We start from the raw sequence: 22,631 nt of genomic DNA, 5'->3' as shown, positions 1-22,631 counted from the left end.
CACCGGCGTCTGACGAGCACGGGCCCCGCGCGGCAACCCCGCGCGGGGCCATCCGGGTGGTCGCCAGGGCCATGGTCACCAGCGGCGGCCCGGAGGACACGGCCGGCGTCCTCGGCCGGCCGGTCCGTGACAGCGCTGGTTCTTCAGGCGGCGTGCTGGTAGGCGGAGTAGGTGAGGTAACCGGTGTCGCCGCCCTGGTACCAGGTGGACTCGTCGTGCGGTGCGATCGGCAGCCCCTGGCGCAGCCGCTCCACGAGGTCGGGGTTGGCGATGAAGGCGCGGCCGAAGCTGATCAGGTCGGCGCCGCGCTCCAGCCAGTGGTCGGCCGCCGCCCTGTCCGTCTGCCGGGGGCCCATCGGGAAGACGGGGTTGACGATGAGCGTGCCGGGCCAGGCCTTGCGCAGCCCGAGGAGCACCTCCTCGTCGGCCGTGGCCTCGAGGTGGACATACGCCAGGCCCAAGGGGGCCAGCTCGGCGAGCAGCGCGCCGTACAGGCTGGGAACCTCCGTGTCCTCCGCGCCCCAGAAGCCGGCGCCGGGTGAGAGGCGGATCCCGGTCCGGTGGCCGCCCACCGCCTCGACGGTCGCGGACACCGCCTCGACGGCGAACCGGATGCGGTTGGCGATCGAGCCGCCGTAGGCGTCGGTGCGCAGGTTGGCGGTGCTGGAGAGAAACTGCGCGATGAGATAACCGTTCGCGCCGTGCAGCTCCACGCCGTCGAAGCCGGCGTCGACAGCCCGGCGGGCGGCTTCGGCGTAGGACCGGGCGTGCTCGGGCACCTCGGCGGTGGGCAGCGCCCGCGGCACGGGCGCCGGCTTGGGCCCTGCCGGGGTGAACACCTCCCCCGGCGCGGGGACGGCCGACGGGGCCACCGGCCGCATGCCCGTGGTGTCGGGGTGGGAGACGCGGCCCCCGTGCATGATCTGGGCGAAGACACGACCGCCGTTGGCGTGGACCGCACCGGTGACCTGCCGCCAGGACTCGGTCTGCTCGTCGGTGTACAGGCCCGGGGTGCCCGGATTGGACTGCCCGACGAGGCTCGGCTGCACCCCTTCGGTCACGATGAGCCCGGCGGTGGCACGCTGGGCGTAGTAGGTCGCCATGGACGGCGTCGCCAGGCCGCCCGCGGCCGCGCGTACGCGGGTCATCGGGGCCATCACCACACGGTTGGGCAGGGTCAGCGCGCCGAGACGGTAGTGATCGAACAGGGACGTCATTACTGCGTGCCTTTCAGGTTCTCCGTGGATGGTCACGTCCGCCGGCTGGACAAGACCAGGCTAGAACCTGACACTGACGTCAGATGCAAGTGTTTCGAGTGGAGATTTCCCAGGGGAGGCTCGATGCGGATCGGGGAACTGGCGTCACGGGCCGGGGTGAGCGTCCGGTCCCTGCGCTACTACGAGGAGCAGGGCCTCATCACCAGCACCCGCAGCGCCGGCGGCCAGCGTCACTACACCGACGGCGAGATCGAACGGGTGGAGTTCATCCAACGCCTGTACGCCGCCGGGCTCTCCAGCCGTACGATCGCCGAGCTGTTGCCGTGCGTGGAATCGCCGAGCGAGCAGAACTCCACCGAGGCGTTCGAGCGGCTGGTGCGGGAGCGGGACCGGATCAGCCGGCACGTCGAGGAACTCGTGACAGCCCGCGACGCCCTCGACCGGCTCATCGACGCCAACCGCGCGCACCACGGGCGGCTCGCCGCCCGCTGACCCTCGGGGACGCGCCGCCGTCGTGCGGGCGGGTGAGCCCGTGCGACGGCGGCGGACCCTCGTGGTCACCAGCGGTGGTGGACCTGGGGGCGGATGAGGTCGTCGTAGACGTTGCGGACCTCGTCCTGCGCCTCGGCGCTGAGGGGCGGGAACTGCGCCGCCGCGGCGTTGGCCTGGGCCTGCTGCGGGTTGCGGGCGCCGGGGATCACGACGCTCACCCCCGGCTGGTCGATGATCCAGCGCAGGGCGAACTGCGCCAGCGTCATGCCCTCGGGCACGAGTCCGCGCAGCCGGTCGACCGCCTGGAGGCCGACGCCGTACTCCACGCCGGAGAAGGTCTCGCCGACGTCGAACGCCGCGCCCTGGCGGTTGAAGTTGCGGTGGTCGTTCTCGGCGAAGACCGTCTGCGGGCCGTACTTGCCCGACAGGAGGCCGCTGGCCAGCGGGACCCGGGCGATGATGCCGACCCCGGCCTTCTCCGCGGCGGGCAGGACCTCTTCGAGCGGCTTGAGCCGGAAGGCGTTGAGGATGATCTGCACGGTGGCCACCCCCGGCCGCGCGATCGCGGTCAGCGCCTCGGCGACCGTCTCCACGCTGACGCCGTACGCGGCGATCCGGCCCTCGGCCACCAGCGTGTCGAGCCCGTCGAAGACCTCGTCGGTGTCGAAGACCGTGCTCGGCGGGCAGTGCAACTGCACCAGGTCGAGCGTGTCGACGCCCAGGTTCTCCCGGGAACGGTCGGTCCAGGCGCGGAAGTTGTCCAGGGTGTAGGCGTCGGGCGTCTGCTGCACCCTGCGGCCCATCTTGGTGGCGACCGTCAGGCCGGGCCGCTCCTTGATCAGCTTGCCGATGATCTTCTCACTGCGGCCGTCGCCGTACACGTCGGCCGTGTCGATGAAGGTGGTCCCGGCCTCGACCGCGGCCCCGAGCGTGGCCAGCGCATCGGCCTCGCTCACCTCGCCCCAGTCGGCTCCGAGCTGCCAGGCGCCCAGCCCGACCACGCCCACCCGCCTGCCTGTCCTGCCCAAAACGCGCTGCTCCATGATGTCAGATCGTAGCGGGGCAGCTCAGGGAGCAGGCGGCGTGGACTGGAGGTGGCGTACGAACCAGTCGCGGGCGAGCCGCGCGACCGTCTCCAGGGCGCCGGGCTCCTCGAACAGGTGCGTGGCGTGGGGCACGACCTCCATGCGGACGTGCGCGGTGAGCGACTCCATCGCCTCCCGGTTGAGGCCGATCACGATGGGGTCGCGCTCCCCCACGATCAGCAGCGTCGGCTGGCGCACCGCACGCAGCGCGTTCCCCGCGAGGTCCGGCCGGCCGCCGCGGGAGACCACCGCCTGTACGACGCCCGGCCGGGTGGCGGCGGCGACGAGCGCGGCCGCGGCGCCCGTGCTGGCCCCGAACAGCCCGACGGGCAGGCCCCGGGTGAGGTCGTCGCCGGGCAGCCGGTCGGCCAGCGCCCCCACCCGGGCGGCGAGCAGGCCGATGTCGAACCGCAGGTGCCCGGTGAGGGCGTCGGCCCGCTCCTCCTCGGCGGTGAGCAGGTCGGCGAGGACCGTGGCCAGGCCGGCCCGCTGCAGTTCCCCCGCCACGTAGCGGTTGCGCGGGCTGTGCCGGCCGCTGCCGCTGCCGTGGGCGAACAGCACCGCTCCGCGCGCGTCCCGGGGCACGGCCACGTCCGCGTCGAGGACGACCTCGCCCACCGGGATCCGCACGCTGAGCTCGACCTCGCTCATCGCAGCCTCCTCCGGCACGCCGCGCCTCCGCGACCAGTGGGCATACCCTCGGCGAATTACGACAAACCGGACGTCAGGCGCGGCGCGAGCGGAGCGCCTTCAGCACCCGCACACCGCCGTCGCCGCCCGCCGCGCCGTTTCCCGCGCCGGCCCCCTCGCCCCCGACGATGCGCCGGTACTCCTCCGACTCCATCGGGCACAGCGCGATCCGGCCGCCGGCGTCGAACAGCAGCCCCCAGCCGTACTTCTTGGGCAGCGGCGATCCCCGCAGGCACGCCTGCGGGCGGGAGAAGAAGTCCTTCCGCAGCGCCGCGCGCCGCTCCTCCGTCAGGTCCGGAAGGTCCTGACGGCGCAGCCAGCTCTCGAACAGCACGTCCTCCTGGGTCAGGCCGTACGGCGCGGCGGAGATCATCTCGTACTGCAGGACGGCGACGGTCGGCCTGCCGCCTCGGGGTTCGGGCGCCTTCGCGGTGGTCACCGGGCAGTCGTCGGCGACCGCGATGAGCGTCGAGTAGTAGTTCAGGTCGTCGGCCACGCTTTCACTATGCCCGAGACGGCGCGCGCGGCCGCCCGGCCACACGGCTGCCCGGCCGTCACGCGCCGGTACGGGAGGAGGACGGCGGGCGGGGCTCCGAGATGAGGAGCACGTCGCCGGGCAGGCCGGTCACGTGCGGCACGCCGCTGCCCTCCCGGACGTCCAGGTCGACCCGGGTCCCCGCGAGGTGCATGCCGGAGATGCGCAGGTCGCCGAACCCCGCCGGCAGTGCGGGCGCGATCCACACCTTGCCGTGCGGCACCCAGGGGTCGATGCGCAGCAGGAGGCGCACGAGCTGGATCGGCGCGGCCGACGACCACGCCTGCGGGGAGCACGAGGTCGGGTAGGGCACCGGGAGGTTGAACTCGCCGCGGTCGAAGCCGCAGAACAGCTCGGGCAGCCGGTCGCCGAAGGCCCGGGCGGCGTCGAGCAGGCCGCAGGCCACCCGCTGGGCCTCCTCCACGAAGCCGTACCGCATGAGTCCGGCCGCGGCCAGCGCGCTGTCGTGCGGCCACACCGAGCCGTTGTGGTAGCTCATCGGGTTGTAGGCGCCCATGTCGGAGGCGAGCGTGCGGATGCCGAAGCCGGTGAACATCCGGGGCGAGAGCAGGTGCCCGGCCACCGACGCGGCCTTGTCCCGGTCGACGATGCCCGACCACAGGCAGTGGCCCATGTTGGAGGCGAGGGCGTCGATCGGCCGGCCCTCGTGGTCGAGCCCCACGGCGAAGTAGCCGCGGTCGGGCAGCCAGAAGCGCTCGTTGAACCTGGCCCGCAGCTCCGCGGCCCGCCTGCGGTAGTGCCGCTCGGCCTCGGCGTCCCCCGCCTCGCGGGCGAAGTAGTGGCGGGCGAGGTAGGCGGCGTAGACGTATCCCTGCACCTCGGCCAGCGCGATGGGCGGCCGGGCGAGGGCGCCGTCGGCGAAGTTGATCCCGTCGAAGGAGTCCTTCCACCCCTGGTTGACCAGGCCCTGGTCGGTCTTGCGCCGATACCACAGGAACCCGTCGCGCATGCCGTACCGCTCGATCCACTCCAGCGCGGCGTCGGCGTGCGGGAGCAGCCGCCAGGCCGCCTCGGTGTCGAGACCCCAGCGGCGCAGCTCGCCGAGGAGGACGACGAACAGGGGGCTGGAGTCCACCGAGCCGTAGTAGGCGTGCCCGCCCACGCCCGCGCCCGCGTCGTCCGGCCGGGCGCCGTACCGCAGCTCGTGCAGGATCTTGCCCGGCTCCTCCTCGGTCATCGGGTCGGCTTTCGTGCCCTGCAGGTCGGCCAGCCGGCACAGCGTGCCGTACGCCAAGCCGGGGTCGAGCGGCAGGACCAGCAGGGAGGTGAGCAGCGAGTCGCGGCCGAACAGCGTCATGAACCAGGGCGCCCCGGCCGCCACGCTGGGCGGCAGGTCCGGGCGCTCGGGATCGAACAGCCGCAGCGCGCCGATGTCCCGGTGGGACTGCCGCAGGATCGCGCCGAGGGCGGTGTTGGAGGTGGTGACCTCCGGCAGGCTCCGGTCCCACTCGAACAGCCACCCCGCCTGCTCGGCGAGCGCGGGCGTCAGCCGCTTGTGGCAGTACCACGCCTCGGTCTCGACCCCGTTGATGATCGGGTTGACCTTCAGCGCGGCCCTCCACTCGCCCCGTGGCGGCACCACCGCCCGGAACAGGAGCATGCGGGGAGCCGGCACCGCCAGGACCGGGGTGTCACCGGCCTCGGCCGTCACCCGCGCCCCCCGGGCCTTGCTGACGGAGAACATGCGCAGCGAGCGTTCCTCCGTCGCGGTCGTCACGTCGGCCACCCAGTGCACCCTGTGGGTCTTCACCTCGAACAGGTCGCACACGTCGGAGCCGACGAGCAGGGTCACGACGAGGCCGGCCGGCTCGTGGGACATGTTCCGGATGACGAGGTCCTCCGACAGTCCCCCGCCGACGTACCGGTCGCGCGTCACCAGCAGGGTGCTCTCCACCTGGCCCGGCCGCGGCGCGGCGCGGCCGAGGAACGTCGCGTGGTACGGCTCGCCGGTGACGACCTGCAGTTCCTCGATCGGGCCGTCGTCGACGCGCAGCTCCCACTGCGACAGCAGCCGGGTGTCGGCGTAGTAGATCCCCTGGGCCGCTCCCGGCAGGATGTCGCCGTTGCGGGACGACACGCAGAACGAGCCCCCGGCCACCAGCGTCACGGCGCCCGCGCCGATGGGGCTGGGCTGCCCCTCGAACGTCCACCCGCCCGTCATGCCGATCCCCCCGGCCCGCACGCCCGTCAACGCTGCCGTCATACCCTTCCGCTGCGCCGGTTTTCACCACTTATCGCCAGTTATGTCGGGATGGCCTGTCCGGCCGCCGCCGGTGGAGCGCCGCACGGTCCCGGCACGGCGGGTCCTGCCGGGGTTTACTCCTTCATGACCTGGGGTTCCCTACCCTGCCGTCATGCGCAGGTGGGTGAGTGCGGAGGGGCACGAGGTGGACTCCGTCGTCATCGAGGGCCGGCGGCTCCTGCGAGTGCGCCATCTGGGGTATCACGTCGGCTTCTGCGCCACCGTCGAGGAGGTGGCCGCCCACGTGGACCTGGCCGACCTGGTGGAGGTCGTGGAGCTGCGACGGGCCGGACGCCCGCGCGCACGGCGATGAGGGGTGAGCCGGTCCCGGCCGGCTCACCCCTCGGTCGTCCCACTGCCGCCCATGCGGCGGCGGGGGTCAGTCCCAGCCCGGCATCGAGAAGGGGTCGGCGCTCCTCGGCCTGGCCTGCCCCTTGGCCTTGATCATCTTCTTGGCCCCGGTGGCCGGCTTCGCCGGCCGGAGCCATGCGTCCGCCGCCTCGTCGTCCTCCTTCTTCTGCCGGCCGGTGGGCGCGCCGGTCAGGTCGTCGCCCGACAGCTTCGCGTAGGTGGGCTTCTGCGTGGAGGGGTTGAGGAAGATGTCCCGCGGCGCGTTCTGGGCGTTGGCGCCGCTGTTGGCGCCACTGTTGGCGTCGCCGCTGTTGTTCCTCGCCGGCATGGTGAACATGCCGCCGTTGCCCAGCGGCATGAAGCCGCTCGTGCCGCCGGGCTCCTGGCCGGCGGCCCCCTGCTTGCCGCCCGCCTGGCCCGCGCCCTGCGGAGCCCCGGCCGCCTGGCCGGTGTTCGCCTGGCCCGCGTTCCGCGGGCCTCCGGCCGCCGGGCCGCGCATGCCCTGAGCGCCGGCCTCGTCGTCCGGCTTGGTGAACGGGGTGACCTTCGCGCCCTTGTCCAGGATCTCCAGCGCCTTGGACGCGACGAAGTCGGGCTCCTCCGGGTGGTTCATCGCCATCGCGGCGATCTTCTTGCCGGGCGACAGCTGCTCCTTGGCGGCCATCGGGCTCTGGTCGGCGGGCGCCGGCCCCGACAGGAGAGCCGCGGCGAGTACGGCAGTAGCTATAGGCATGAGTATTTCCCCCGAATATTGGTGGACGGTACAAGAACGAAGGTAAGCGGCTGATGCCGGGCGTTCACGGACCTGACACTCAGTGTCCGGTCAAATAAGAGAATCGGCCGCTTCAGGACATAGGCCGCACCCCGCGCGGAGAATCGGGAGCGAAAAGGGATGGAAACGAATCCGGGGGCGCGCCGCATGCGGCACACCCCCGGAGAACACCGTCCTGGACGGCGGCCGGTCACCTCGGCATGAGGACCTTGTCGACCAGGTAGACGGTCGCATTGGAGGTGGCGAGGTTCCCGCAGGTCACGGCGGCGTCGTTGACCTTGAGGCTGGGCGCCGCGCCCGAGACGGTGAGCTTGCGGCCCTCCAGGCTGGTCAGCTCGCCCTTCAGGTCCGCGGGCGCCTTCCGTCCCTTGACCACGTGGTAGGCCAGCAGCCCCCGCAGCGACTTGCGGTTGGTCAGCAACTGGTCGAGCTGGTTCTTCGGGATCTTGCCGAACGCCTCGTTGGTGGGCGCGAACACGGTGATGTCCTGGGCGGAGTTGAGCGTCTCCGCGAGCCCGGCCTTCTTCACCACACGGGCCAGCGTGGAGAGCGACGGAATGTCGGAGAGCGCGGCGCCCACCGGCACCTTGGCCAGTTCGGCGGGACTGCCCTTGCCCGAGGCCGGGAGCGAGGCGCAGGCGGGCCCGACCGGCGACGCGGCCGCCGAGGCCGAGGGCGTCGCGGAGGCTCCCTCGCTCGGCTCGGCGCTGGTGGTGGGGGTCTCGGTGGTCATGTCAGTGGCGGTCTCGTTGACCGCGACCGGGGCCGCGGAGTCGCCGCCCTGGCTACCGCACGCCGCGGACATCGACAGCGCCGCGGTCAGCGCGGCAAAGGCGAGCAGACGGGTTTTCATGATGGTGCTTCCTTAGTCGTGGAAAGGTCGTTGCTGGGTGGCGGGCCGGGCGCGCGGGCCTGTCCGTCAGGCCGTCTCGGGCGCGTTGTTCACCAGCCGCGCGGCCGCTGCTGCTGCCGGGGGCGCTGGATGACCTTCTTCCGCCCGTGGACCGGCGGGAACGACCTGGTCTTCTGCACTCCCTGCGCGGAGTGGAAGGTGAACGGCTTCGGCGCCTCGCCCGGCTTGCCGGGCGCCGACGCCGGCTGGAACACGACGTCGCGCGTCTTGGGATCGATCAGCGGGATGATCGAGGTGTTCGATCCCGACGGGCTGACGTTCTCCGCGCCGCCGGCCTTCTCCCCCGGCCTGACGACGTCGCCGTCCGCGTCCGGCCCGGCGTCCGCACCGGGATCACGCGGCACGTCCGGGGCGCTCCCCGGAGCGGAGTCCGCGCCGGCGTCGCCCCGCTCGCCCGCCGTCCCGCCGGGCGCCATCCACGGCGGCGCCTGCGGAAGCATGAACGGAGACTCCCCGTCCTGCGGCGCCCCGCCGGGCGTGAGAGCGAATGGTCCCGCCGGCCGCCACGACGGCGTGGCGTCGTTCGTGTCCGCGGTGGCCGTCGTCCCGGTCGGAGCCGGGTCCGGCGGCACGACGGCCGGCCCGGAGAGGAGGGCGGCGGCCAGTACGGCAGTGCAGAGAGGCATGAGACTCCCCCGAGGTCATGGATGGTACGAGCACGACGGTAAGCGCCGCACCAGGGAGTGATCACGCATCCCACGACCAATGTCCGGTCAAGCATGGTGATCGGGCGCTTCACCCGCAAAGGTCCCATCACGCCTGCAAGCGGCCCGCCTGACGGGCGCCGCAGCGGCGTGGAACATACGGGTTCGGCGCCCCGCGGAAACGCCGGGGAAACGGCACGGAGATCAGGCGCCCAAGGGATCGCCCTTTTCCTGGATTCCCATCCCGAGTGCCGGCGGGACGAAGGGGTATGCGCGGGCCCATGAGTGACAAGCGCGAATCCGAGGAACCGAAGGTCGGCGACGAGGTGACCTGGAAGAGCCACGGCGGGACCGCCGAAGGCAAGGTCGAGAAGAAGATCACCGAACGGACCGAGGAGGCCGGCCGCACCGTGGCCGCGTCTCCGGAGGAACCGCAGTACAAGGTGCGCAGTGAGAAGAGCGGCGGCTCGGCGGTGCACAAGCCCTCGGCGCTGCACCCGAAGAAGTGACGCCCGAAGAAGTGAGCCCGGAAGAAGTGAGCCCGGAGAAGTGACGCCGCCGGGGTCCTGCGCCGGGCGGGCCGGAGGCCGCGCCCGGCGCGTCACGCACCCGCTCTAGCTGAGCGTCTTCTTCCAGTGGAAGCCGCCGGGCAGGTTCACCGTGAGGGTGCGACGCCCGTCCGCCGTCTTGGTCACGCGGAAGGCGCGACCGCCGTAGCTGTGGCCCACACCGCCGCGCGACAGGTTGAGTCTGAAAGGCCCCATCTTGATTGACTTACGGTAGCTCCAGCCCATCGTTTCCCTCCGTGTTTTCCGTGCCCCCGCGACTACCCACAGAAGCGATCAGCACACGCGCTCGCACAGAGGTGCATGTCGGGACGCACCGCCGCCGTCCTCGCCGTACAACTCCTGGTCACAGGGTGGGAACCTTTGTCCGGTGCAATGACGAGACGGCGGCTGGGACCGTGTAAAAACGATGCCTATGGCTAAGGATGGGGACGAGGAGCCGATCGCGGACGACCTGGAGGCCGTCACGTCCGCCGTGCTCACCGCGTCGCGGGTGCTCGTCGCGATCTCCGCACGCTCCCTCGCCTCCGCGGAGGACAGAGTCACACTGCCGCAGTTCCGGATGCTGCTGGTGGTCGGGCAGGGAGAGACAAAACTGGTCACGCTGGCCGAGAGACTCGGCGTGAATCCCTCGACCGCGATGCGGATGGCGGACCGCCTCGCCGCCGCCGGGCTGCTGAAGCGCGAGGTGAACCCGCAGAACCGGCGGGAGACGCTGCTGCGGCTGACCGACGTCGGCTCGCGCATCGTGGACGAGGTCACTGCCCGGCGCAAGGCGGAGATCGCGGCGATACTCGCCCGGATGCCCGCTCCCCGGCGTCAGGCTCTGATCACCGCCATGCGCGAGTTCACCGACGCGGCCGGCGAACCGCCCACGACCGTCTCGTTCCCGCTCGGCTGGCCCGATCCGTCCTCCTGACCCGATGCCTGAACGGACCTGGTGATCCGGTACGCCCGCCGGAAGCCGGCCGGGTTCGCGGCGGCGGCGCACTCGCCGGGTACGCGGTCGTCACGCGGACTCAGCATCCGGAGGCGGCGCACTCCCCCGGGATGAGGCCGCCGGAGCCACCGGCCGTCGAGGGCGTGTCGTCGCCTCCGCCGGAGCCGGTGCCCGCGCCGCCCTTCGTGTCACCGCCCGCCTTTCCGGCCGGCCCGGTCTTCACCTGGCCCGTGCCGCCGGGCGCCTGACCGGTGGACCCACCGGCGCCGGAGCCGGTGCCCGTGCCGTCTCCGGCGGGCGCCTGCGCGGAGCCTCCGGAGCCGCCGTCCGCGCCACCACCCTCGGCGTCGCCCGCCGAGCCGTCATCCGCGCCGTCCTCGGCGCCGGTCCCGGAGTCCGGTCCCGCCTCGGCGGGATCACCGGCGCCGTTCTCCTGCGCCGGTGCCGTCTGCTGCCCGGCACCGCCCGCGGAGGGGCCCGGGTCCGTGGCGCCGCGCAACGCGAAACCCGCACCCGCCGCCGCGAGCACGGCGACCAGGATCACGGCGACGATGACGAAGGGCTTCCTGCTCTTCGCGCCGGACGGCTCGTCGCTGGAGAGGATCTCCTGACGAAACTGATCATCCTGGCTCGTCTGTGAGGGGACGCGCCCGTACATGTGAGACAACTCCCAGCGGTCGTATCGGGGGAAAGCTCCACGGCTTCCGCGGGTGGCTGCCCACCCTAGCCGCGCGAGTCACCGAATTTCACAGACACCCGCAAACGATCTCAAACTCCCAGAGTGTTCCCAGGCGCCTCTCCGGCCGGTCAGCCGAAATAGGGGAGGTGGAACGGCTCCTGCGCCGCGGCGGGGCCGGACACCCCGGCTCCCACGACCTCCTGGCCGCGTCGCTCGCCGCCGTGCCCCTCCCGCCGCGGGCCACCCATGCGGTGCCGTCCGCCGGACGTCGCCGCCGCGGCGGCCCTGAAGCGCAGACCCGTCACCGCGGTCGACACGAGCGCGAACAGCAGCCCGGCCGGCAGGACGGCGTCGCTCGGCGAGAAGACCGTGCCCGGCGGCTGCCCGTGACCCGCGGCCATGCTCCGCGTGGCCGACGCCGCCGCCCCCTGCCCCACTGCCCCCTGCACCACCGCCCCCTGGACCGCTGCGTCCGCCGCCACGGGCTGGACGGTGACGGTCACCTTCGGGATCACCTTGACCTTGCGCGGCAGGCCGTACCCGACGATCTTGCTGGAGTCGCGCACCTTGCGCTTGAGCCAGACGCCGTCGACATTGCCCTCGATCGTGTGGACCTTGCCGCCGACGACCTTCTCGACGATGCCGACGTGGTCGATGTCCTTGATGCGCTTCGACCCCGACCAGTCGAAGAAGACCACGGCCCCCGGTTCCGGCTTGCGGCTCCAGGCGCCCTGCTGCTCGAACCACTTGGCGTGCCGGGTGGTCAGCGCGAACTCGCCGACGTGGTCCCGCACGCCCGCCCGGTTGGCCGCCCACGAGACGAACATGTCGCACCAGGGAGCCGCCTTGAAGTCGGAGTCCATGGCGATGTTGTCGGCGTACCACTCGCCGAACTTGGTCGGCTTCCCGGGCCGTTCCCGGTAGCCGAGTTCCGGGCGTACGGCGTCGAGCAACTGCTGTGCTATCGGATCGGTAGAAATCGAAGGCTCCTATGGCGCGCGTCAGAACATGACGAACCCGCCGCCGGGCACGACGGCATGCGGGCATGACCGTCACGCCGACCGTCACGCCGGCGGACGCACCGGCGGACACGGCCGCGGCGGTCCCCGGGCGGGCGGGGTCGGACGGGATTCAGAAACGGGAGATGTGGCAGCCCGTCACGGGCGCGCCGTCACCCCGGAAGCCTGGAGACGTTCCAGGGCGGGCATGTGGTCCGGCGACGGAGGCCGGACCGGGTGGGCAGGTGGAGCGGACACTCCACGCGCTCTCCTCTCCTTGGCCGCCTACCGGGTTAGCTGACGGGTTCGGGCCAGGAGTAGCCCTACCGGATGGTCCGGATTCACCCCAGAAGAGACGTGGGTCCCCGGTTCCCGGGTTCGATGACATCCGGGATTCGGCGGTCGCCGGTCGTCCTCGGGTTGAGGACCACGCACCGGCGTACTGACCGGAAGCATAGTAGATCACGAGAAGGACACGACCGAAAAACCGGCAAACAGGTCCATTTCTGCACCTTCTGCACCATGCTTCCGCAGGTCCTCGCACTGACGGCACCTAATCGTGATATGCGCCACATCGTCCGGTACGGGCCCGTCTGGCACTCGGGCTCCCATAAAGCACGATGGCGGGGCGTGAGCGGGCTCGGGCCCTCTCACGCCCCGTCGATCCGGCCGGCCCCGCCGCGTCGGACCGCTGGCGTCGGACCGCAGGCGGCGGGCTGCCGCGCCGGCTACCACTCACCGCCCGGTGCGCCGACTCCTCTCCGCCGGCCGTGCTCGTGCTGCCGGTAGTTGGCCGCGAACGCGAGCGCGCCGAGGCCGAACAGGAAGATCACCGCTCCGGTGACCACGTTGTTCCAGATGGTCGCGGTGGTCGCCGGCTGGCCTCTGATCACCCACGGCGCGATGATCGCCCAGACGCCGAGCACCGGTGTCACCCAGCTCACGCCGTACGTCCGGCCGAACGCGGAGGCGCAGCTCAGCGCGAGCGCCGTGACGACCAGCCCGACGATCAGGTTGTTGACCGTCAGGCCGCCGAACCCGGTGAATCCCACGATCCACGGCGAGATGGCGAGGTAGAGGCCGGCGAGGAGCGTCACCGCGTCCATGACCTGCGCCGGGGCGGTCGATCCCGCCCGGTCGTACGTCTGGCGCAGCTCCGTGACGTCCGGGCGTCGAGCCAGACCTGGTTGCACCATGATGTGTCACCTCTTCTCCCAGGTGGCCGGGGGCCCGAGACCCCTCTCTTGCATCATGCAACCGGGGACGGCGCGGAGGGGAGACCGCGAGACGCGCGGATTGCAGATGAAGTACATCTGTCAGGCAGATGGCGCCGCCGCCGTCAGGGCTTCCGCCGTGTTGACGATCGAGACGTGGCTGTAGGCCTGGGGGAAGTTGCCCACCTGGCGGCGGCGGGTGGGGTCGTACTCCTCCGCCAGCAGGCCGACGTCGTTGCGCAGGGACAGCAGCCGCTCGAACAGCGCCCGCGCCCGCCTGCGCCGGCCCAGCAGGGCGAGCGCGTGCGCGAGCCAGAAGGAGCAGGGGACGAAGACCCCCTCCCCGCCCGGCAGCCGGTCCACCCCGTCGGCCTCCGGCCGGTAGCGCAGCACGAATCCGTCCTCCGTGAGCTCGCGGCACACGGCGTCCACGGTCCCCGTCAGGCGGGGGTCGTCCAGCGGCAGGAAGCCGAGCCGGGGGATCAGCAGCAGCGCGGCGTCCAGCCCCCTGGAGCCGTAGAACTGGGTGAAGGTGTTGCGGCCGGGGTCGTACCCGTGGGCGCACACGTCCCGGTGGATCTCCTCCCGCAGGGCGCGCCAGCGGCCCACCGGGCCGTCGAGCCCCTGCCGCTCCACCGAGGCGACCATCCGGTCCGCGGCCACCCACGCGAGGACCTTCGCGTGCACGAACGGGCGGCGCGGCCCGCGCACCTCCCAGAGCCCGTTGCCCGGCTCGCGCCACGCGCCCTCGAGATAGTCCATGAACGCGCGCTGCAGGTCCCAGGCGTCCTCCTCCGGCCCCAGCCCCGCCTGTCTGGCCTGGTAGAGGCAGTCGATCACCTCGCCGTACACGTCGAGCTGGAACTGCCGGGCGGCGGCGTTGCCGACCCGCACCGGCCGGGACCCCTCGTATCCCGGCAGCCGGTCGAGGGTCCGCTCGGGCATCCGGCGGCCGCCGTCGATCGTGTACATGATCTGCAGGTCGGCCGGGTCTCCGGCGACGGCCCGCAGCAGCCAGTCACGCCAGGCGGTCGCCTCCTCGGAGTACCCCGCCCCGATGAGCGCCTGGAGGGTGAACGCGGCGTCCCGCAGCCAGCTGTAGCGGTAGTCCCAGTTGCGGGAGCCTCCGATCAGCTCCGGGAGGGACGTGGTGGGCGCCGCGACGATGCCGCCGGTCGGGGCGTAGGTGAGGGCCTTGAGCGTGACGAGGCTGCCGGACACCGCCTCGGCGTACTCACCCCGGTGACGGCACCGGCCGAGCCACTCCCGCCACATGCGCTCGGTGTTCGCCAGCTCCTCGGCGGCCTCCAGCCGGTGCGGGCGGCTCCGCCACGACTCCTGCCAGGTGAGCACGAACGGCACCCGCTCCCCCGCCGCGACGGTGAACGAGGCGGTCGCGGCGCGCGGGCGCGACTCCTGCGTCAGCGGCACGGGAGACTGCAGCCACGCGGCGTTCGGGCCGGCGATCACGGCCAGTTCGCCGCCGCGCTCGCGCGTCCAGGGCACCACCTCGCCGTAGTCAAAGCGCAGCAGCAGTTCCGTACGCATCTCCACCCGGCCGCGCACGCCCTCCACGATCCGGACGACGTCGGGTGCCTCCTGGCGCGGCGGCATGAAGTCGAGGACCCGGGCGCACCCGCCGGGCGCGTCCCAGGTCGTCTCCAGCACCAGCGTGCCGTCGCGGTAGCGGCGCCCGGCGCAGGTGCCTCCCGCGGCGGGCGCCAGCAGCCAGTGCCCGGCCCGGTGCCCGCCCAGCAGGGCCGCGAAGCAGGCGCCGGAGTCGAAGCGGGGCAGGCACAGCCAGTCGACCGAGCCGTTCCGGCCCACCAGGGCGGCCGTGTGCATGTCGCCGACGAGCGCGTAGTCCTCGATCCGCATGGCGCCTCCCCTCACCCGTACGGCCGGGGCCGTACGCCGGGGATGCGGCGGCGGCCGCGGCACACACGTACCCCGGCCTATCTCCGCGAATCGGGCTTATCGCCGCCCGAAGACGTACCGCTCGACGTACTCGTTGGCGAAGACGCCCTGGGGGTCGTAATGCCGTGCCAGGGCGGCGAAGTCGTCCATGCGCTCGTAGCGGGAGCGCAGGACGTCCGGCGGGAGGGTGAAGAGCTTCCCCCAGTGGGGTCGCGCCCCGAACGGCGCCAGGCGCTCCTCGATCGCGGTCAGCACCGGCGTCACGGCGGCCGGGTCCTTGACCCAGGTGAAGTGGAAGGCCACGGTGTCGCGCCCCTGGCTCGGGCTCAGCCAGAGGTCGTCCGCGGCGATGCTGCGGATCTCGGAGATCTGCAGGACCGGGGCGATGCGGTCGCCGATCGCGCCGAGCGCCCGGAACGCCTCGGCCGCGTGCTGCCGGGGCACCATGTACTCCGCCTGGAGCTCCTCGCCGCTGCTCGGGGTGAAGTCGGGCCGGAAGTGCGGCAGGCGCTCGAACCAGGGGCCGGGCGTCCCCATCTGGGTCGTGCAGTGCACCGGGGACACGCCGGGCACGGGGTGGCGCGGGCCGTCGGCCGGGGCCGCCCCGAAGAAGCCGTCCGGCTCCGCGTCGCCGAGGCCGCCGGAGGCGGGGGCGAGGCGTTCCTTGACCCAGACCTGGTTGACGCGCGAGGTCCGCCAGTCGGTGAACAGGCTCACGCTGTAGGCGGCGGACATGACGGCGTCGAACCGGTCGTCGAGCACCTCCGCCGGAAGCCCTTCGTACACGCGCTGCCGGACCTCGAACGCCGGCAGGAGATCGAGCGTCAGGGCGACGACGGCGCCGAGCGCGCCGAGCGACACGACGGCGCCCCCGAACCGGTCGCCGTCCGCGTCCCGGCTCAGCGTGACGAGGTCGCCCTCGGCCGTCACCATCTCGACCGCGCGCACCGACGTCGCGAGCCCGCCGTTGCCGTCGCCCGAGCCGTGGGTGCCGGTCGCGCAGGAGCCCGCGACCGAGATGTGCGGCAGGGACGCGAGGTTGGGCAGGGCGTAGCCCTTCTCGTGCAGGCGCCGCCCGAGTTCGCCGTACCGCACGCTTGCGGCGACCCGGACGGCCGCCGACGCGGAGTCGATGTCGATCTCGGGGGGCAGGCCGTCCAGCGAGACGAGCGCGCCCGGTGAGTCGGCGATGTGGTTGAAGGAGTGGCCGCTGCCGAGGATGCGGACCTTCCCGCTCCGGGCGACCAGCCCGCGCAGTTCCTCCAGCGAGGAGGGCCGGTCGGTCCGCCCGGCCGTGAAGGTGATGTTGCCCGCCCAGTTCGTCACGTCTTGAGTCACTCAACGAGTTTTACCGGAACATCACCCGCGCGCCGGGCCCGGCGTGGCTCCGTACGGCTCAGACGGACGGTTCGGACGGACGGTTCGGACGGACGGTTCGGACGGACGGTTCAGACGGGACGGCCGGGGAGGCCGGCGAGGTACCAGTCGACGAGCTTGATCCTCTCGTCGGCCTGCCTGGCCTCCACCTCGGCCTGGGTCCGCGGCGCGCCCAGCAGCACGTCGTCGCCCGGCCGCCAGTTGGCCGGGCAGGAGACGCCGTCGCGGTCGGCCGTCTGCAGCGCCTCGACGAGCCGGAGGATCTCGGGGACCATGCGCCCCGCGTTCATCGGGTAGTAGAGGATCGCGCGGACGACCGACTCGGGGTCGATGACGAAGACCGCCCGGACCGCCGCCGTGGCCGACGCGTTCGGGTGGAGCATGCCGTACGCGCGGGAGACGTGGGTGCCGACGTCGGCGATGACCGGGAACGGCACCCGCACGCCGAGCCTCTCCTCGATCGCCCGGGTCCAGGCGAGGTGGCTGTGCACGGAGTCGACCGAGATGCCGAGCAGGGCGACGCCGCGGGCCGCGAACTCCTCGGCGAGTTCGCTGAAGGCGACGAACTCGGTGGTGCACACCGGGGTGAAGTCGGCGGGATGGCTGAACAGCACCAGCCACCGCCCCGCGTAGTCGGCGAGCCGGACCGGCCCGTGCGTGCTCTCGGCCTCGAAGCCGGGGGCCCTGTCGCCGATGAGCGGCAGCCGGGTGGCCGGCTCCGCGGCAGCGGTCATGACGTGCTCCTCTCCGTCCGCTCACTGCGCCCGTACCCGCGATGACCGGTCACGACGACGGGCCGTTCGCCCCGGTTCGGTAATCGCCCGCGGCGGCGTCGCGACAGCCGCCGCGCCCGGGGAATGAACCTCGCGAGGGGGCGCCATGCGGACGACCACGCCGGGGACCGAGATCAGCCATCCACTGTTCGCGCGCTTCTACACCTGGTTCAGCCAGGTGCTCGACCGGCGGGGCCTCGCCGGGCAGCGGGAGGCGCTGCTGGCCGGGCTGTCGGGCCGGGTGATCGAGGTCGGCGCCGGCAACGGGCTGAACTTCTGCCACTATCCGCCGTCCGTGACCGGTGTGCTGGCCGTCGAGCCGGAGCCGGTGCTGCGGGCGGCCGCCCGCCGCGCCGCCCGGGCGGCCCCCGCGCGGATCGAGGTCGCGGGCGGCCTGGCCGAACGGCTCCCGGCCGCCGACGGGGAGTTCGACGCGGCGGTGGTCACGTTCGTGCTGTGCTCGCTGCCCGACCCCGGCGCCGGGCTGCGGGAGATACGCCGGGTGCTCGCGCCGGGCGGACGGCTGCGCTTCCTCGAACACGTCCGTGCCGGGAGTCCCGGCTGGGCCCGCGCCCAGGACCTGATGGACGCGACGGTGTGGCCGCGCCTGACCGGCGGCTGCCACACGGGCCGGGACAGCGTGGCGGCGATCGAGGCGGCGGGTTTCACCGTCGAGTCCCTGGACCGGTTCGTCTTCGCCTGCGGCGTGCGCAACCCGATCTCCTTCTGCGTACGCGGTGTAGCCCGCCGCTGAGCAGCGCCCGTTGAACCGTGCTCGCTGAACCGTGCCCGTTGAACCGTGCCCGCTGAACCGCGCCCGCTGAACGGCGCCCGTCCCGGCGGACCGGCGCGGTCCGGCGGAGGTGTGGTCAGTCCGCGCTCGGCTGTGGTTGCCGGGCCGCCGTCTCGGGCAGGGCGGTCCCGGCCTCGTACCGGCGGAAGGCCGGGACGGCGAACCCCGCGACCAGCACGAGGAGGGCGCACACGAAACCGCCGCCCGCCCAGGAGGGCACCAGCCCGAAGGCGTCCGCGGTGGCGCCCGCCCGCAGGTCGCCGAGGCGCGGGCCGCCCGCCACCACGACCATGAACACGCCCTGCAGCCGCCCGCGCATCTCGTCCGGCGCGTACGTCTGCAGGATCGTCTGCCGCCACACGGCGGAGGCGAGGTCGATCGCGCCGCCCACGGCCAGCAGCGCGACGACCAGCCACAGCGGCTGCGCCAGCGCCGCCGCGGAGACCGTGACCCCCCACAGGGCGATCACGAGCGTGAGCGCCACCCCCTGCCGGCGTACGCGGCCGATCCAGCCCGACAGCAGCCCGGCGACGACCGCCCCGATGGCGATGCTCGCCGACAGCCAGCCGAACGCCACAGCCGACCCGCCGAAGCGCTCCGCCGTCATCTCGGGGAACAGCGCCCGCGGCATCGCGAAGGCCATCGCGATGATGTCCACCACGAACGACATCAGCACGACCGGCCGGCTCACGACGTAGGCGAGCCCGTCGGCGACCGACCGCAGGCCCGGCCGGGAGATCTCGCCGAGGGGCGCGAGCGACGGCAGCCGTACGGCGGCGTAGAAGCCCGCGCCGAACAGGACGGCGTCGATGAGGTACGCCAGCGCGTAGCCGCCCCGGGCGAGCACCACCCCGGCCAGCAGCGGCCCCACCACCGTGCCGATGCTGCTGACCAGGAAGTTGAGGGTGTTGGCCGCGGCGACCCGCTCGGTGGGGACGATCCGGGGGATGATCGCGCCGCGCGTCGCCGAGGTGACGGCGAAGCCGATCGACTGCAGGGCGATCACCGCGAGGATGAGGTGCACGCTGCCCAGCCCCGACCAGGCGTGCAGCAGCAGGGCGAGGGTCGACGTCCAGGCCACGACCGACCCGGCGAGCAGCAGCCGCCGGCGGTCCATCGCGTCGGCCACCGCGCCGCCCCACAGGCCGAAGACGACCAGCGGGACGAGGCTCACCGGGCCGAGCATGCCCACCCAGAGCGACGACCGGGTGATGCTGTAGACCTGGCCGCTCACGGCCACGGCGGTGAGCTGGAAGCCGACGAACGACACGCCCTGGCCCACCAGCAGCCGCCGGTACGCCGGGATGGCCAGGGGCCGGGTGTCGAGTGCGACGCGCTTCAGAACTGCCTGAACCCCCGACACCCTTTACCTCACCGATCTGGGCAAATCAGCCAATTCGCGTACTTTACCCTGATCGTGTTACCGCGCCCCTCCGGGGTGGGCCCGGCGGTGGCGAGGTCGGTCGTACCCGAAACCTCAGTCGTAGCCGAAAGCACGGGGCAGCGGCTCGTCGCGGAACAACCGGGCGGGGACGGCGTCCGCGAGCGCCTGGTAACCGGCCGGGTTCAGGTGCAGGCCGTCGCCCACGTCGTACGCAGGGAGCAGCCGCCGGGGAGCGGCCGGGTCGCGGGCGGCGCGGTCGAAGTCGATCACAGCGTCGAAACGGCCGCTCGCCCGGATCCACTCGTTGACCGCCTGCCGGGACCGCTCCCGCAATCCGCCCGGGTCGTCGTAGGCGTCGTTGCCGCCGAACGGCGTCAGCGTCGCGCCGTACACCCGGACGCCCCGGGCGTGCGCGCGGCGGACGACCTGGTCGTAAGCGGCGACGAGGTCCTCGGCCACCTGCTTCTGGGCCGCCTCCGTCGCCTCGGCCGTGCCGACGTCGTTGACCCCCTCGAAGAGCACCAGCCAGCGCACCCCGCTCTGCGCGAGCACGTCGCGGTCGAGCCGGGCCAGGACGTTCGGGCCCAGGCCGTCGTCGAGCACCCGGTTGCCGCCGGCCCCCTGGTTGACAATCGCCACCCCCGAGGTCGCGCGCCGGGCGTGCAGGCGGTCGGCCAGCCGGTCCGGCCAGCGGTCGTTCATGTTGGTGGTCGAGCCCCTGCCGTCGGTCAGCGAGTCGCCCACCACGACGGCCGCGGCGACCGAGGGCCCGGCCCACACCTCCACGCCACTGAGGAGGTACCAGTGATCGACGGCCGCCGCACCGGGCAGATCGACGGCCTCGGTGTGGTCCCCGGCCAGCAGGTACGACGTGGTCCTGGAGCCCGGGTGCGAGGTGACGGCGGCGGAGCGCTGCCCGTCGGCCAGATGGACCGTCACCGAGAGGACGGACCGGGGCGCCAGGTCGAAGCTCAGCGGGTCGGAGACCGCCTGCGCCCCGGCCGGGACCACGACGGACGGACGGCCGTGGAAGGTCACCTGCCGCGAGGTCTCCGGCCGGATCTCCGCCGCCCCCGCCCGCCCGCCACCGGGAAGTGCGACCGCGACCCTGGTGAGAGGCAGCGCGGCGCCGCCGAAGGCGTTGGAGAACCGCAGCCGCAGCCGCCGCCCGCCCACGGAGACGCGCAGGGTCTGGCGCAGCGTGCTGCCGGCGAAGACCAGGCCTTCCCCGGCGAACGGCGCGGGCGGCATGTTCTCCGGCTCCGTGAGCTGCGGCATCGAGGCCCAGGTGACGACCCAGTGACCGTCCGGCCCGCGCGCCGCCAGAGCTGCGCGCCGCCGGGTGGATCTTGACGCGTTGCGGATCATCTGCCTATGGTCCCGTCCAGCCAGGCCTTCGATCCACCCCGGGCGCACTCCCGGCACACTCCCGGCACAACGGAGCACGGAAGGGCGAACCCTACATATGCGGACGTACCGGAATCCTGTGATCGGCGGGTTCCATCCCGACCCGAGCGTCTGCCGGGTGGGTGAGGACTACTACCTGGTCTGCTCCAGCTTCGAGTACTTCCCGGGTGTGCCGATCTTCCACAGCCGTGACCTGGTCCACTGGCGGCAGATCGGCAACGTGCTCGACCGGCCGTCCCAGCTTCACCTGCCGCCCGGGACCCTCGCCTCCGGCGGGATCTTCGCCCCGACCATCCGGCACCACGACGGCCTGTTCTACATGATCACAACGAACGTGAGCGACGACCGCGGCCACTTCCTGGTGACCGCGGAGCGCCCCGAGGGCCCGTGGTCGGACCCGGTCTGGATCGACCTGCCCCGGGTCGATCCCAGCCTTGCCTGGGACGAGGAGGGCCACTGCTGGCTCACGACCTCCGGTCCCCGGCTGGCGCGGATCGACCCGGCGTCCGGCGAGGTCCTGGAGGGCCCGGTCGACATCTGGCCGGGCACCGGCGGCAAGTACCCCGAGGCGCCCCACCTGTTCCAGATTGGCGGGTGGTGGTACCTGCTGCTGTCGGAGGGCGGCACCGAACGCGGCCACGCCGTCTCCATCGCCCGCGCCCGCTCCCCTCGCGGGCCGTTCGAGCCCGGCCCGGTCAACCCGATCCTGACCCACCGCGGCACGTCCCGCCCGATCCAGAGCACCGGCCACGCGGACCTGGTGTGCGCCCCGGACGGCACCTGGTGGATGATCCTGCTCGGGGCCCGCCCCCGCGGCTACTCCCCCGAGTTCCAGGTGCTCGGCCGGGAGACCTTCCTCGTCCCGGTGGAGTGGGTGGACGGCTGGCCGGTCGTGGGACCGGTCGAGGAGCGTCACCCCGCCCCCGCCGCCTGGCATCCGCTCCCCCCGCCCCCGGTCCGCGACGACTTCGACGCCCCCGTTCCGGCGCCCTGCTGGATCTCGGTGCGCTCCCGCCCCGACGACTCCTGGTCGCTGACCGAGCGCCCCGGCCGGCTGACGCTGCACGCCACCGGTCCCACCCTGGACCGTCCCGGCCACACGTTCTTCGGGCGGCGCCAGCAGCACCACGACTGCCGCGTCAGCGCCCGTCTCGACGCCGATCCCGGCCGGGCCGGGCTGTCCGTACGGCTCGACGAGGCCCACCACTACGACCTCGAGGTGTCCGGCGGAGAGGCGTCCGTGATCGCCAGGATCGGCCCGCTGCGCCAGGTCGTGGCGCGTCGCCCGGTGGCTCCTGGACCGCTCACCCTCACGGTCCACTGCCGTACGGCCGATCCGCTGCCGCCGTCCGTGACCAGTGCCGCCGAGGCCGGCGCCGGGCCGGTCGGCGTGGGCGCCCGCGGGCCGGACACGATCGCCTTTTCGGCGGACGGCGTCCTGCTCGCCGAACTGGACGGCCGCTACCTGTCCACGGAGGTGGCGACCGGCTTCACCGGACGGGTCATCGGCATGTACGTGACCGAGGGCAGCGCGGCCTTCGACTGGTTCGACTACGAGGGCACCGACGACGAACCGGTCGTCCCGGTTGCCTGACGAACCGGTCGAACGCGCCGCGGAGAA

At 72.8% G+C, this 22,631-nt stretch carries 23 protein-coding genes and 1 riboswitch; of the genes, 6 read left to right on the top strand and 17 right to left on the bottom strand.

Annotated features, from left to right (window positions below; all coding sequences use genetic code 11):
• Window positions 1-143 precede the first annotated feature (143 nt).
• Window positions 144-1,217, bottom strand: a complete 1,074-nt coding sequence (locus HHX40_RS10180; protein WP_182880311.1) for an alkene reductase — start codon at window positions 1,215-1,217, stop codon at window positions 144-146.
• Between the two features lie 123 nt (window positions 1,218-1,340).
• Between HHX40_RS10180 and HHX40_RS10175 the strand changes: the two genes are divergently transcribed.
• Window positions 1,341-1,709: a MerR family transcriptional regulator gene (locus HHX40_RS10175; RefSeq protein WP_182880310.1), complete on the top strand. Its 369-nt coding sequence runs from the start codon at window positions 1,341-1,343 to the stop codon at window positions 1,707-1,709.
• Window positions 1,710-1,774: 65 nt separating this feature from the next.
• Here the strand turns inward: HHX40_RS10175 and HHX40_RS10170 are convergent, their stop codons facing one another.
• The 4 genes from HHX40_RS10170 to HHX40_RS10155 all read right to left on the bottom strand — a co-directional run bounded on the left by HHX40_RS10170 (window position 1,775) and on the right by HHX40_RS10155 (window position 6,243).
• Window positions 1,775-2,752: an aldo/keto reductase gene (locus HHX40_RS10170; protein WP_182880309.1), complete on the bottom strand. Its 978-nt coding sequence runs from the start codon at window positions 2,750-2,752 to the stop codon at window positions 1,775-1,777.
• Between the two features lie 24 nt (window positions 2,753-2,776).
• Window positions 2,777-3,445 (bottom strand): dienelactone hydrolase family protein, encoded by a 669-nt coding sequence (locus tag HHX40_RS10165; protein ID WP_111699801.1) that lies wholly within the window; start codon window positions 3,443-3,445, stop codon window positions 2,777-2,779.
• A 73-nt stretch (window positions 3,446-3,518) separates the two neighbouring features.
• A complete protein-coding gene (locus HHX40_RS10160) occupies window positions 3,519-3,980 on the bottom strand; it encodes a DUF6157 family protein (RefSeq protein WP_220498895.1) in 462 nt (153 codons plus the stop codon).
• 58 nt (window positions 3,981-4,038) lie between these two features.
• Window positions 4,039-6,243, bottom strand: coding sequence for a glycogen debranching N-terminal domain-containing protein (locus tag HHX40_RS10155; protein ID WP_259403399.1), 2,205 nt, complete (start codon window positions 6,241-6,243; stop codon window positions 4,039-4,041).
• A gap of 151 nt (window positions 6,244-6,394) precedes the next feature.
• On the opposite strand from HHX40_RS10155, the gene HHX40_RS10150 reads away from it, so the two are divergent.
• Entirely contained in the window at window positions 6,395-6,595 is a 201-nt protein-coding gene (locus tag HHX40_RS10150; RefSeq protein ID WP_182876885.1) for a transposase, read from the top strand.
• A gap of 66 nt (window positions 6,596-6,661) precedes the next feature.
• Here the strand turns inward: HHX40_RS10150 and HHX40_RS10145 are convergent, their stop codons facing one another.
• The 3 genes from HHX40_RS10145 to HHX40_RS10135 form a co-directional block, all read right to left on the bottom strand.
• The gene (locus HHX40_RS10145) at window positions 6,662-7,366 is read right to left on the bottom strand and encodes a hypothetical protein (protein WP_182880308.1); all 705 of its coding nucleotides are present in this window, start codon (window positions 7,364-7,366) and stop codon (window positions 6,662-6,664) included.
• A 229-nt stretch (window positions 7,367-7,595) separates the two neighbouring features.
• A complete protein-coding gene (locus tag HHX40_RS10140) occupies window positions 7,596-8,258 on the bottom strand; it encodes a fasciclin domain-containing protein (RefSeq protein WP_182880307.1) in 663 nt (220 codons plus the stop codon).
• Window positions 8,259-8,347: 89 nt separating this feature from the next.
• Complete coding sequence (locus HHX40_RS10135; RefSeq protein ID WP_182880306.1) at window positions 8,348-8,944, bottom strand: hypothetical protein; 597 nt, start codon at window positions 8,942-8,944, stop codon at window positions 8,348-8,350.
• 299 nt (window positions 8,945-9,243) lie between these two features.
• Between HHX40_RS10135 and HHX40_RS10130 the strand changes: the two genes are divergently transcribed.
• On the top strand, window positions 9,244-9,471 hold the full coding sequence (locus HHX40_RS10130) for a DUF2945 domain-containing protein (RefSeq protein ID WP_150938517.1): 228 nt from the start codon (window positions 9,244-9,246) through the stop codon (window positions 9,469-9,471).
• Window positions 9,472-9,576: 105 nt separating this feature from the next.
• On the opposite strand, the gene HHX40_RS10125 is transcribed toward HHX40_RS10130, so the two are convergent.
• A complete protein-coding gene (locus tag HHX40_RS10125) occupies window positions 9,577-9,756 on the bottom strand; it encodes a DUF4236 domain-containing protein (protein WP_030505005.1) in 180 nt (59 codons plus the stop codon).
• Between the two features lie 187 nt (window positions 9,757-9,943).
• On the opposite strand from HHX40_RS10125, the gene HHX40_RS10120 reads away from it, so the two are divergent.
• Window positions 9,944-10,447, top strand: a complete 504-nt coding sequence (locus HHX40_RS10120; protein WP_111699797.1) for a MarR family winged helix-turn-helix transcriptional regulator — start codon at window positions 9,944-9,946, stop codon at window positions 10,445-10,447.
• A gap of 100 nt (window positions 10,448-10,547) precedes the next feature.
• Here the strand turns inward: HHX40_RS10120 and HHX40_RS10115 are convergent, their stop codons facing one another.
• From HHX40_RS10115 to HHX40_RS10090, 6 genes are all read right to left on the bottom strand, one after another.
• A complete protein-coding gene (locus HHX40_RS10115) occupies window positions 10,548-11,126 on the bottom strand; it encodes a hypothetical protein (protein WP_182880305.1) in 579 nt (192 codons plus the stop codon).
• 149 nt (window positions 11,127-11,275) lie between these two features.
• Complete coding sequence (locus HHX40_RS10110) at window positions 11,276-12,100, bottom strand: CHAP domain-containing protein (RefSeq protein ID WP_220498894.1); 825 nt, start codon at window positions 12,098-12,100, stop codon at window positions 11,276-11,278.
• A gap of 311 nt (window positions 12,101-12,411) precedes the next feature.
• A riboswitch (cyclic di-AMP (ydaO/yuaA leader) is annotated at window positions 12,412-12,556 on the bottom strand.
• A 317-nt stretch (window positions 12,557-12,873) separates the two neighbouring features.
• A complete protein-coding gene (locus tag HHX40_RS10105; RefSeq protein WP_182880304.1) occupies window positions 12,874-13,341 on the bottom strand; it encodes an SPW repeat protein in 468 nt (155 codons plus the stop codon).
• A 120-nt stretch (window positions 13,342-13,461) separates the two neighbouring features.
• Window positions 13,462-15,237, bottom strand: a complete 1,776-nt coding sequence (locus HHX40_RS10100) for a glycoside hydrolase family 15 protein (RefSeq protein WP_182880303.1) — start codon at window positions 15,235-15,237, stop codon at window positions 13,462-13,464.
• A gap of 96 nt (window positions 15,238-15,333) precedes the next feature.
• Window positions 15,334-16,614 (bottom strand): D-arabinono-1,4-lactone oxidase, encoded by a 1,281-nt coding sequence (locus HHX40_RS10095; RefSeq protein WP_182880302.1) that lies wholly within the window; start codon window positions 16,612-16,614, stop codon window positions 15,334-15,336.
• Between the two features lie 110 nt (window positions 16,615-16,724).
• Window positions 16,725-17,387: a peroxiredoxin gene (locus HHX40_RS10090; protein ID WP_182880301.1), complete on the bottom strand. Its 663-nt coding sequence runs from the start codon at window positions 17,385-17,387 to the stop codon at window positions 16,725-16,727.
• Window positions 17,388-17,532: 145 nt separating this feature from the next.
• Here HHX40_RS10090 and HHX40_RS10085 point away from each other — a divergent pair, with 145 nt between their 5' ends.
• Window positions 17,533-18,180, top strand: coding sequence for a class I SAM-dependent methyltransferase (locus tag HHX40_RS10085; protein WP_182880300.1), 648 nt, complete (start codon window positions 17,533-17,535; stop codon window positions 18,178-18,180).
• Between the two features lie 115 nt (window positions 18,181-18,295).
• Here the strand turns inward: HHX40_RS10085 and HHX40_RS10080 are convergent, their stop codons facing one another.
• Both HHX40_RS10080 and HHX40_RS10075 read right to left on the bottom strand, forming a co-directional pair.
• A complete protein-coding gene (locus HHX40_RS10080) occupies window positions 18,296-19,582 on the bottom strand; it encodes an MFS transporter (RefSeq protein ID WP_182880299.1) in 1,287 nt (428 codons plus the stop codon).
• A 114-nt stretch (window positions 19,583-19,696) separates the two neighbouring features.
• Window positions 19,697-20,971: an SGNH/GDSL hydrolase family protein gene (locus HHX40_RS10075; protein ID WP_182880298.1), complete on the bottom strand. Its 1,275-nt coding sequence runs from the start codon at window positions 20,969-20,971 to the stop codon at window positions 19,697-19,699.
• A 118-nt stretch (window positions 20,972-21,089) separates the two neighbouring features.
• Between HHX40_RS10075 and HHX40_RS10070 the strand changes: the two genes are divergently transcribed.
• Window positions 21,090-22,604 (top strand): glycoside hydrolase family 43 protein, encoded by a 1,515-nt coding sequence (locus tag HHX40_RS10070; protein ID WP_310738017.1) that lies wholly within the window; start codon window positions 21,090-21,092, stop codon window positions 22,602-22,604.
• Window positions 22,605-22,631: the final 27 nt, after the last annotated feature.

Origin of the sequence: Microbispora sp. H10949 (assembly GCF_014161435.1) — a bacterium.
Classification (GTDB): domain Bacteria; phylum Actinomycetota; class Actinomycetes; order Streptosporangiales; family Streptosporangiaceae; genus Microbispora; species Microbispora triticiradicis.
Note: the sequence above shows the minus strand (reverse complement) of the source record. Positions and strands in the feature narration are given on the sequence as shown.

Bases quoted from the DNA above. Each gene is read 5' to 3' on its own strand.
- HHX40_RS10175 (WP_182880310.1), top strand. From the start codon at position 1,341: ATGCGGATCGGGGAACTGGCGTCACGGGCCGGGGTGAGCGTCCGGTCC.
- HHX40_RS10090 (WP_182880301.1), bottom strand. From the start codon at position 17,387: ATGACCGCTGCCGCGGAGCCGGCCACCCGGCTGCCGCTCATCGGCGAC.
- HHX40_RS10155 (WP_259403399.1), bottom strand. From the start codon at position 6,243: ATGACGGCAGCGTTGACGGGCGTGCGGGCCGGGGGGATCGGCATGACG.
- HHX40_RS10145 (WP_182880308.1), bottom strand. From the start codon at position 7,366: ATGCCTATAGCTACTGCCGTACTCGCCGCGGCTCTCCTGTCGGGGCCG.
- HHX40_RS10170 (WP_182880309.1), bottom strand. From the start codon at position 2,752: ATGGAGCAGCGCGTTTTGGGCAGGACAGGCAGGCGGGTGGGCGTGGTC.
- HHX40_RS10115 (WP_182880305.1), bottom strand. From the start codon at position 11,126: ATGTACGGGCGCGTCCCCTCACAGACGAGCCAGGATGATCAGTTTCGT.
- HHX40_RS10105 (WP_182880304.1), bottom strand. From the start codon at position 13,341: ATGGTGCAACCAGGTCTGGCTCGACGCCCGGACGTCACGGAGCTGCGC.
- HHX40_RS10130 (WP_150938517.1), top strand. From the start codon at position 9,244: ATGAGTGACAAGCGCGAATCCGAGGAACCGAAGGTCGGCGACGAGGTG.
- HHX40_RS10120 (WP_111699797.1), top strand. From the start codon at position 9,944: ATGGCTAAGGATGGGGACGAGGAGCCGATCGCGGACGACCTGGAGGCC.
- HHX40_RS10075 (WP_182880298.1), bottom strand. From the start codon at position 20,971: ATGATCCGCAACGCGTCAAGATCCACCCGGCGGCGCGCAGCTCTGGCG.
- HHX40_RS10150 (WP_182876885.1), top strand. From the start codon at position 6,395: ATGCGCAGGTGGGTGAGTGCGGAGGGGCACGAGGTGGACTCCGTCGTC.
- HHX40_RS10140 (WP_182880307.1), bottom strand. From the start codon at position 8,258: ATGAAAACCCGTCTGCTCGCCTTTGCCGCGCTGACCGCGGCGCTGTCG.
- HHX40_RS10085 (WP_182880300.1), top strand. From the start codon at position 17,533: ATGCGGACGACCACGCCGGGGACCGAGATCAGCCATCCACTGTTCGCG.
- HHX40_RS10165 (WP_111699801.1), bottom strand. From the start codon at position 3,445: ATGAGCGAGGTCGAGCTCAGCGTGCGGATCCCGGTGGGCGAGGTCGTC.
- HHX40_RS10100 (WP_182880303.1), bottom strand. From the start codon at position 15,237: ATGCGGATCGAGGACTACGCGCTCGTCGGCGACATGCACACGGCCGCC.
- HHX40_RS10135 (WP_182880306.1), bottom strand. From the start codon at position 8,944: ATGCCTCTCTGCACTGCCGTACTGGCCGCCGCCCTCCTCTCCGGGCCG.
- HHX40_RS10125 (WP_030505005.1), bottom strand. From the start codon at position 9,756: ATGGGCTGGAGCTACCGTAAGTCAATCAAGATGGGGCCTTTCAGACTC.
- HHX40_RS10180 (WP_182880311.1), bottom strand. From the start codon at position 1,217: ATGACGTCCCTGTTCGATCACTACCGTCTCGGCGCGCTGACCCTGCCC.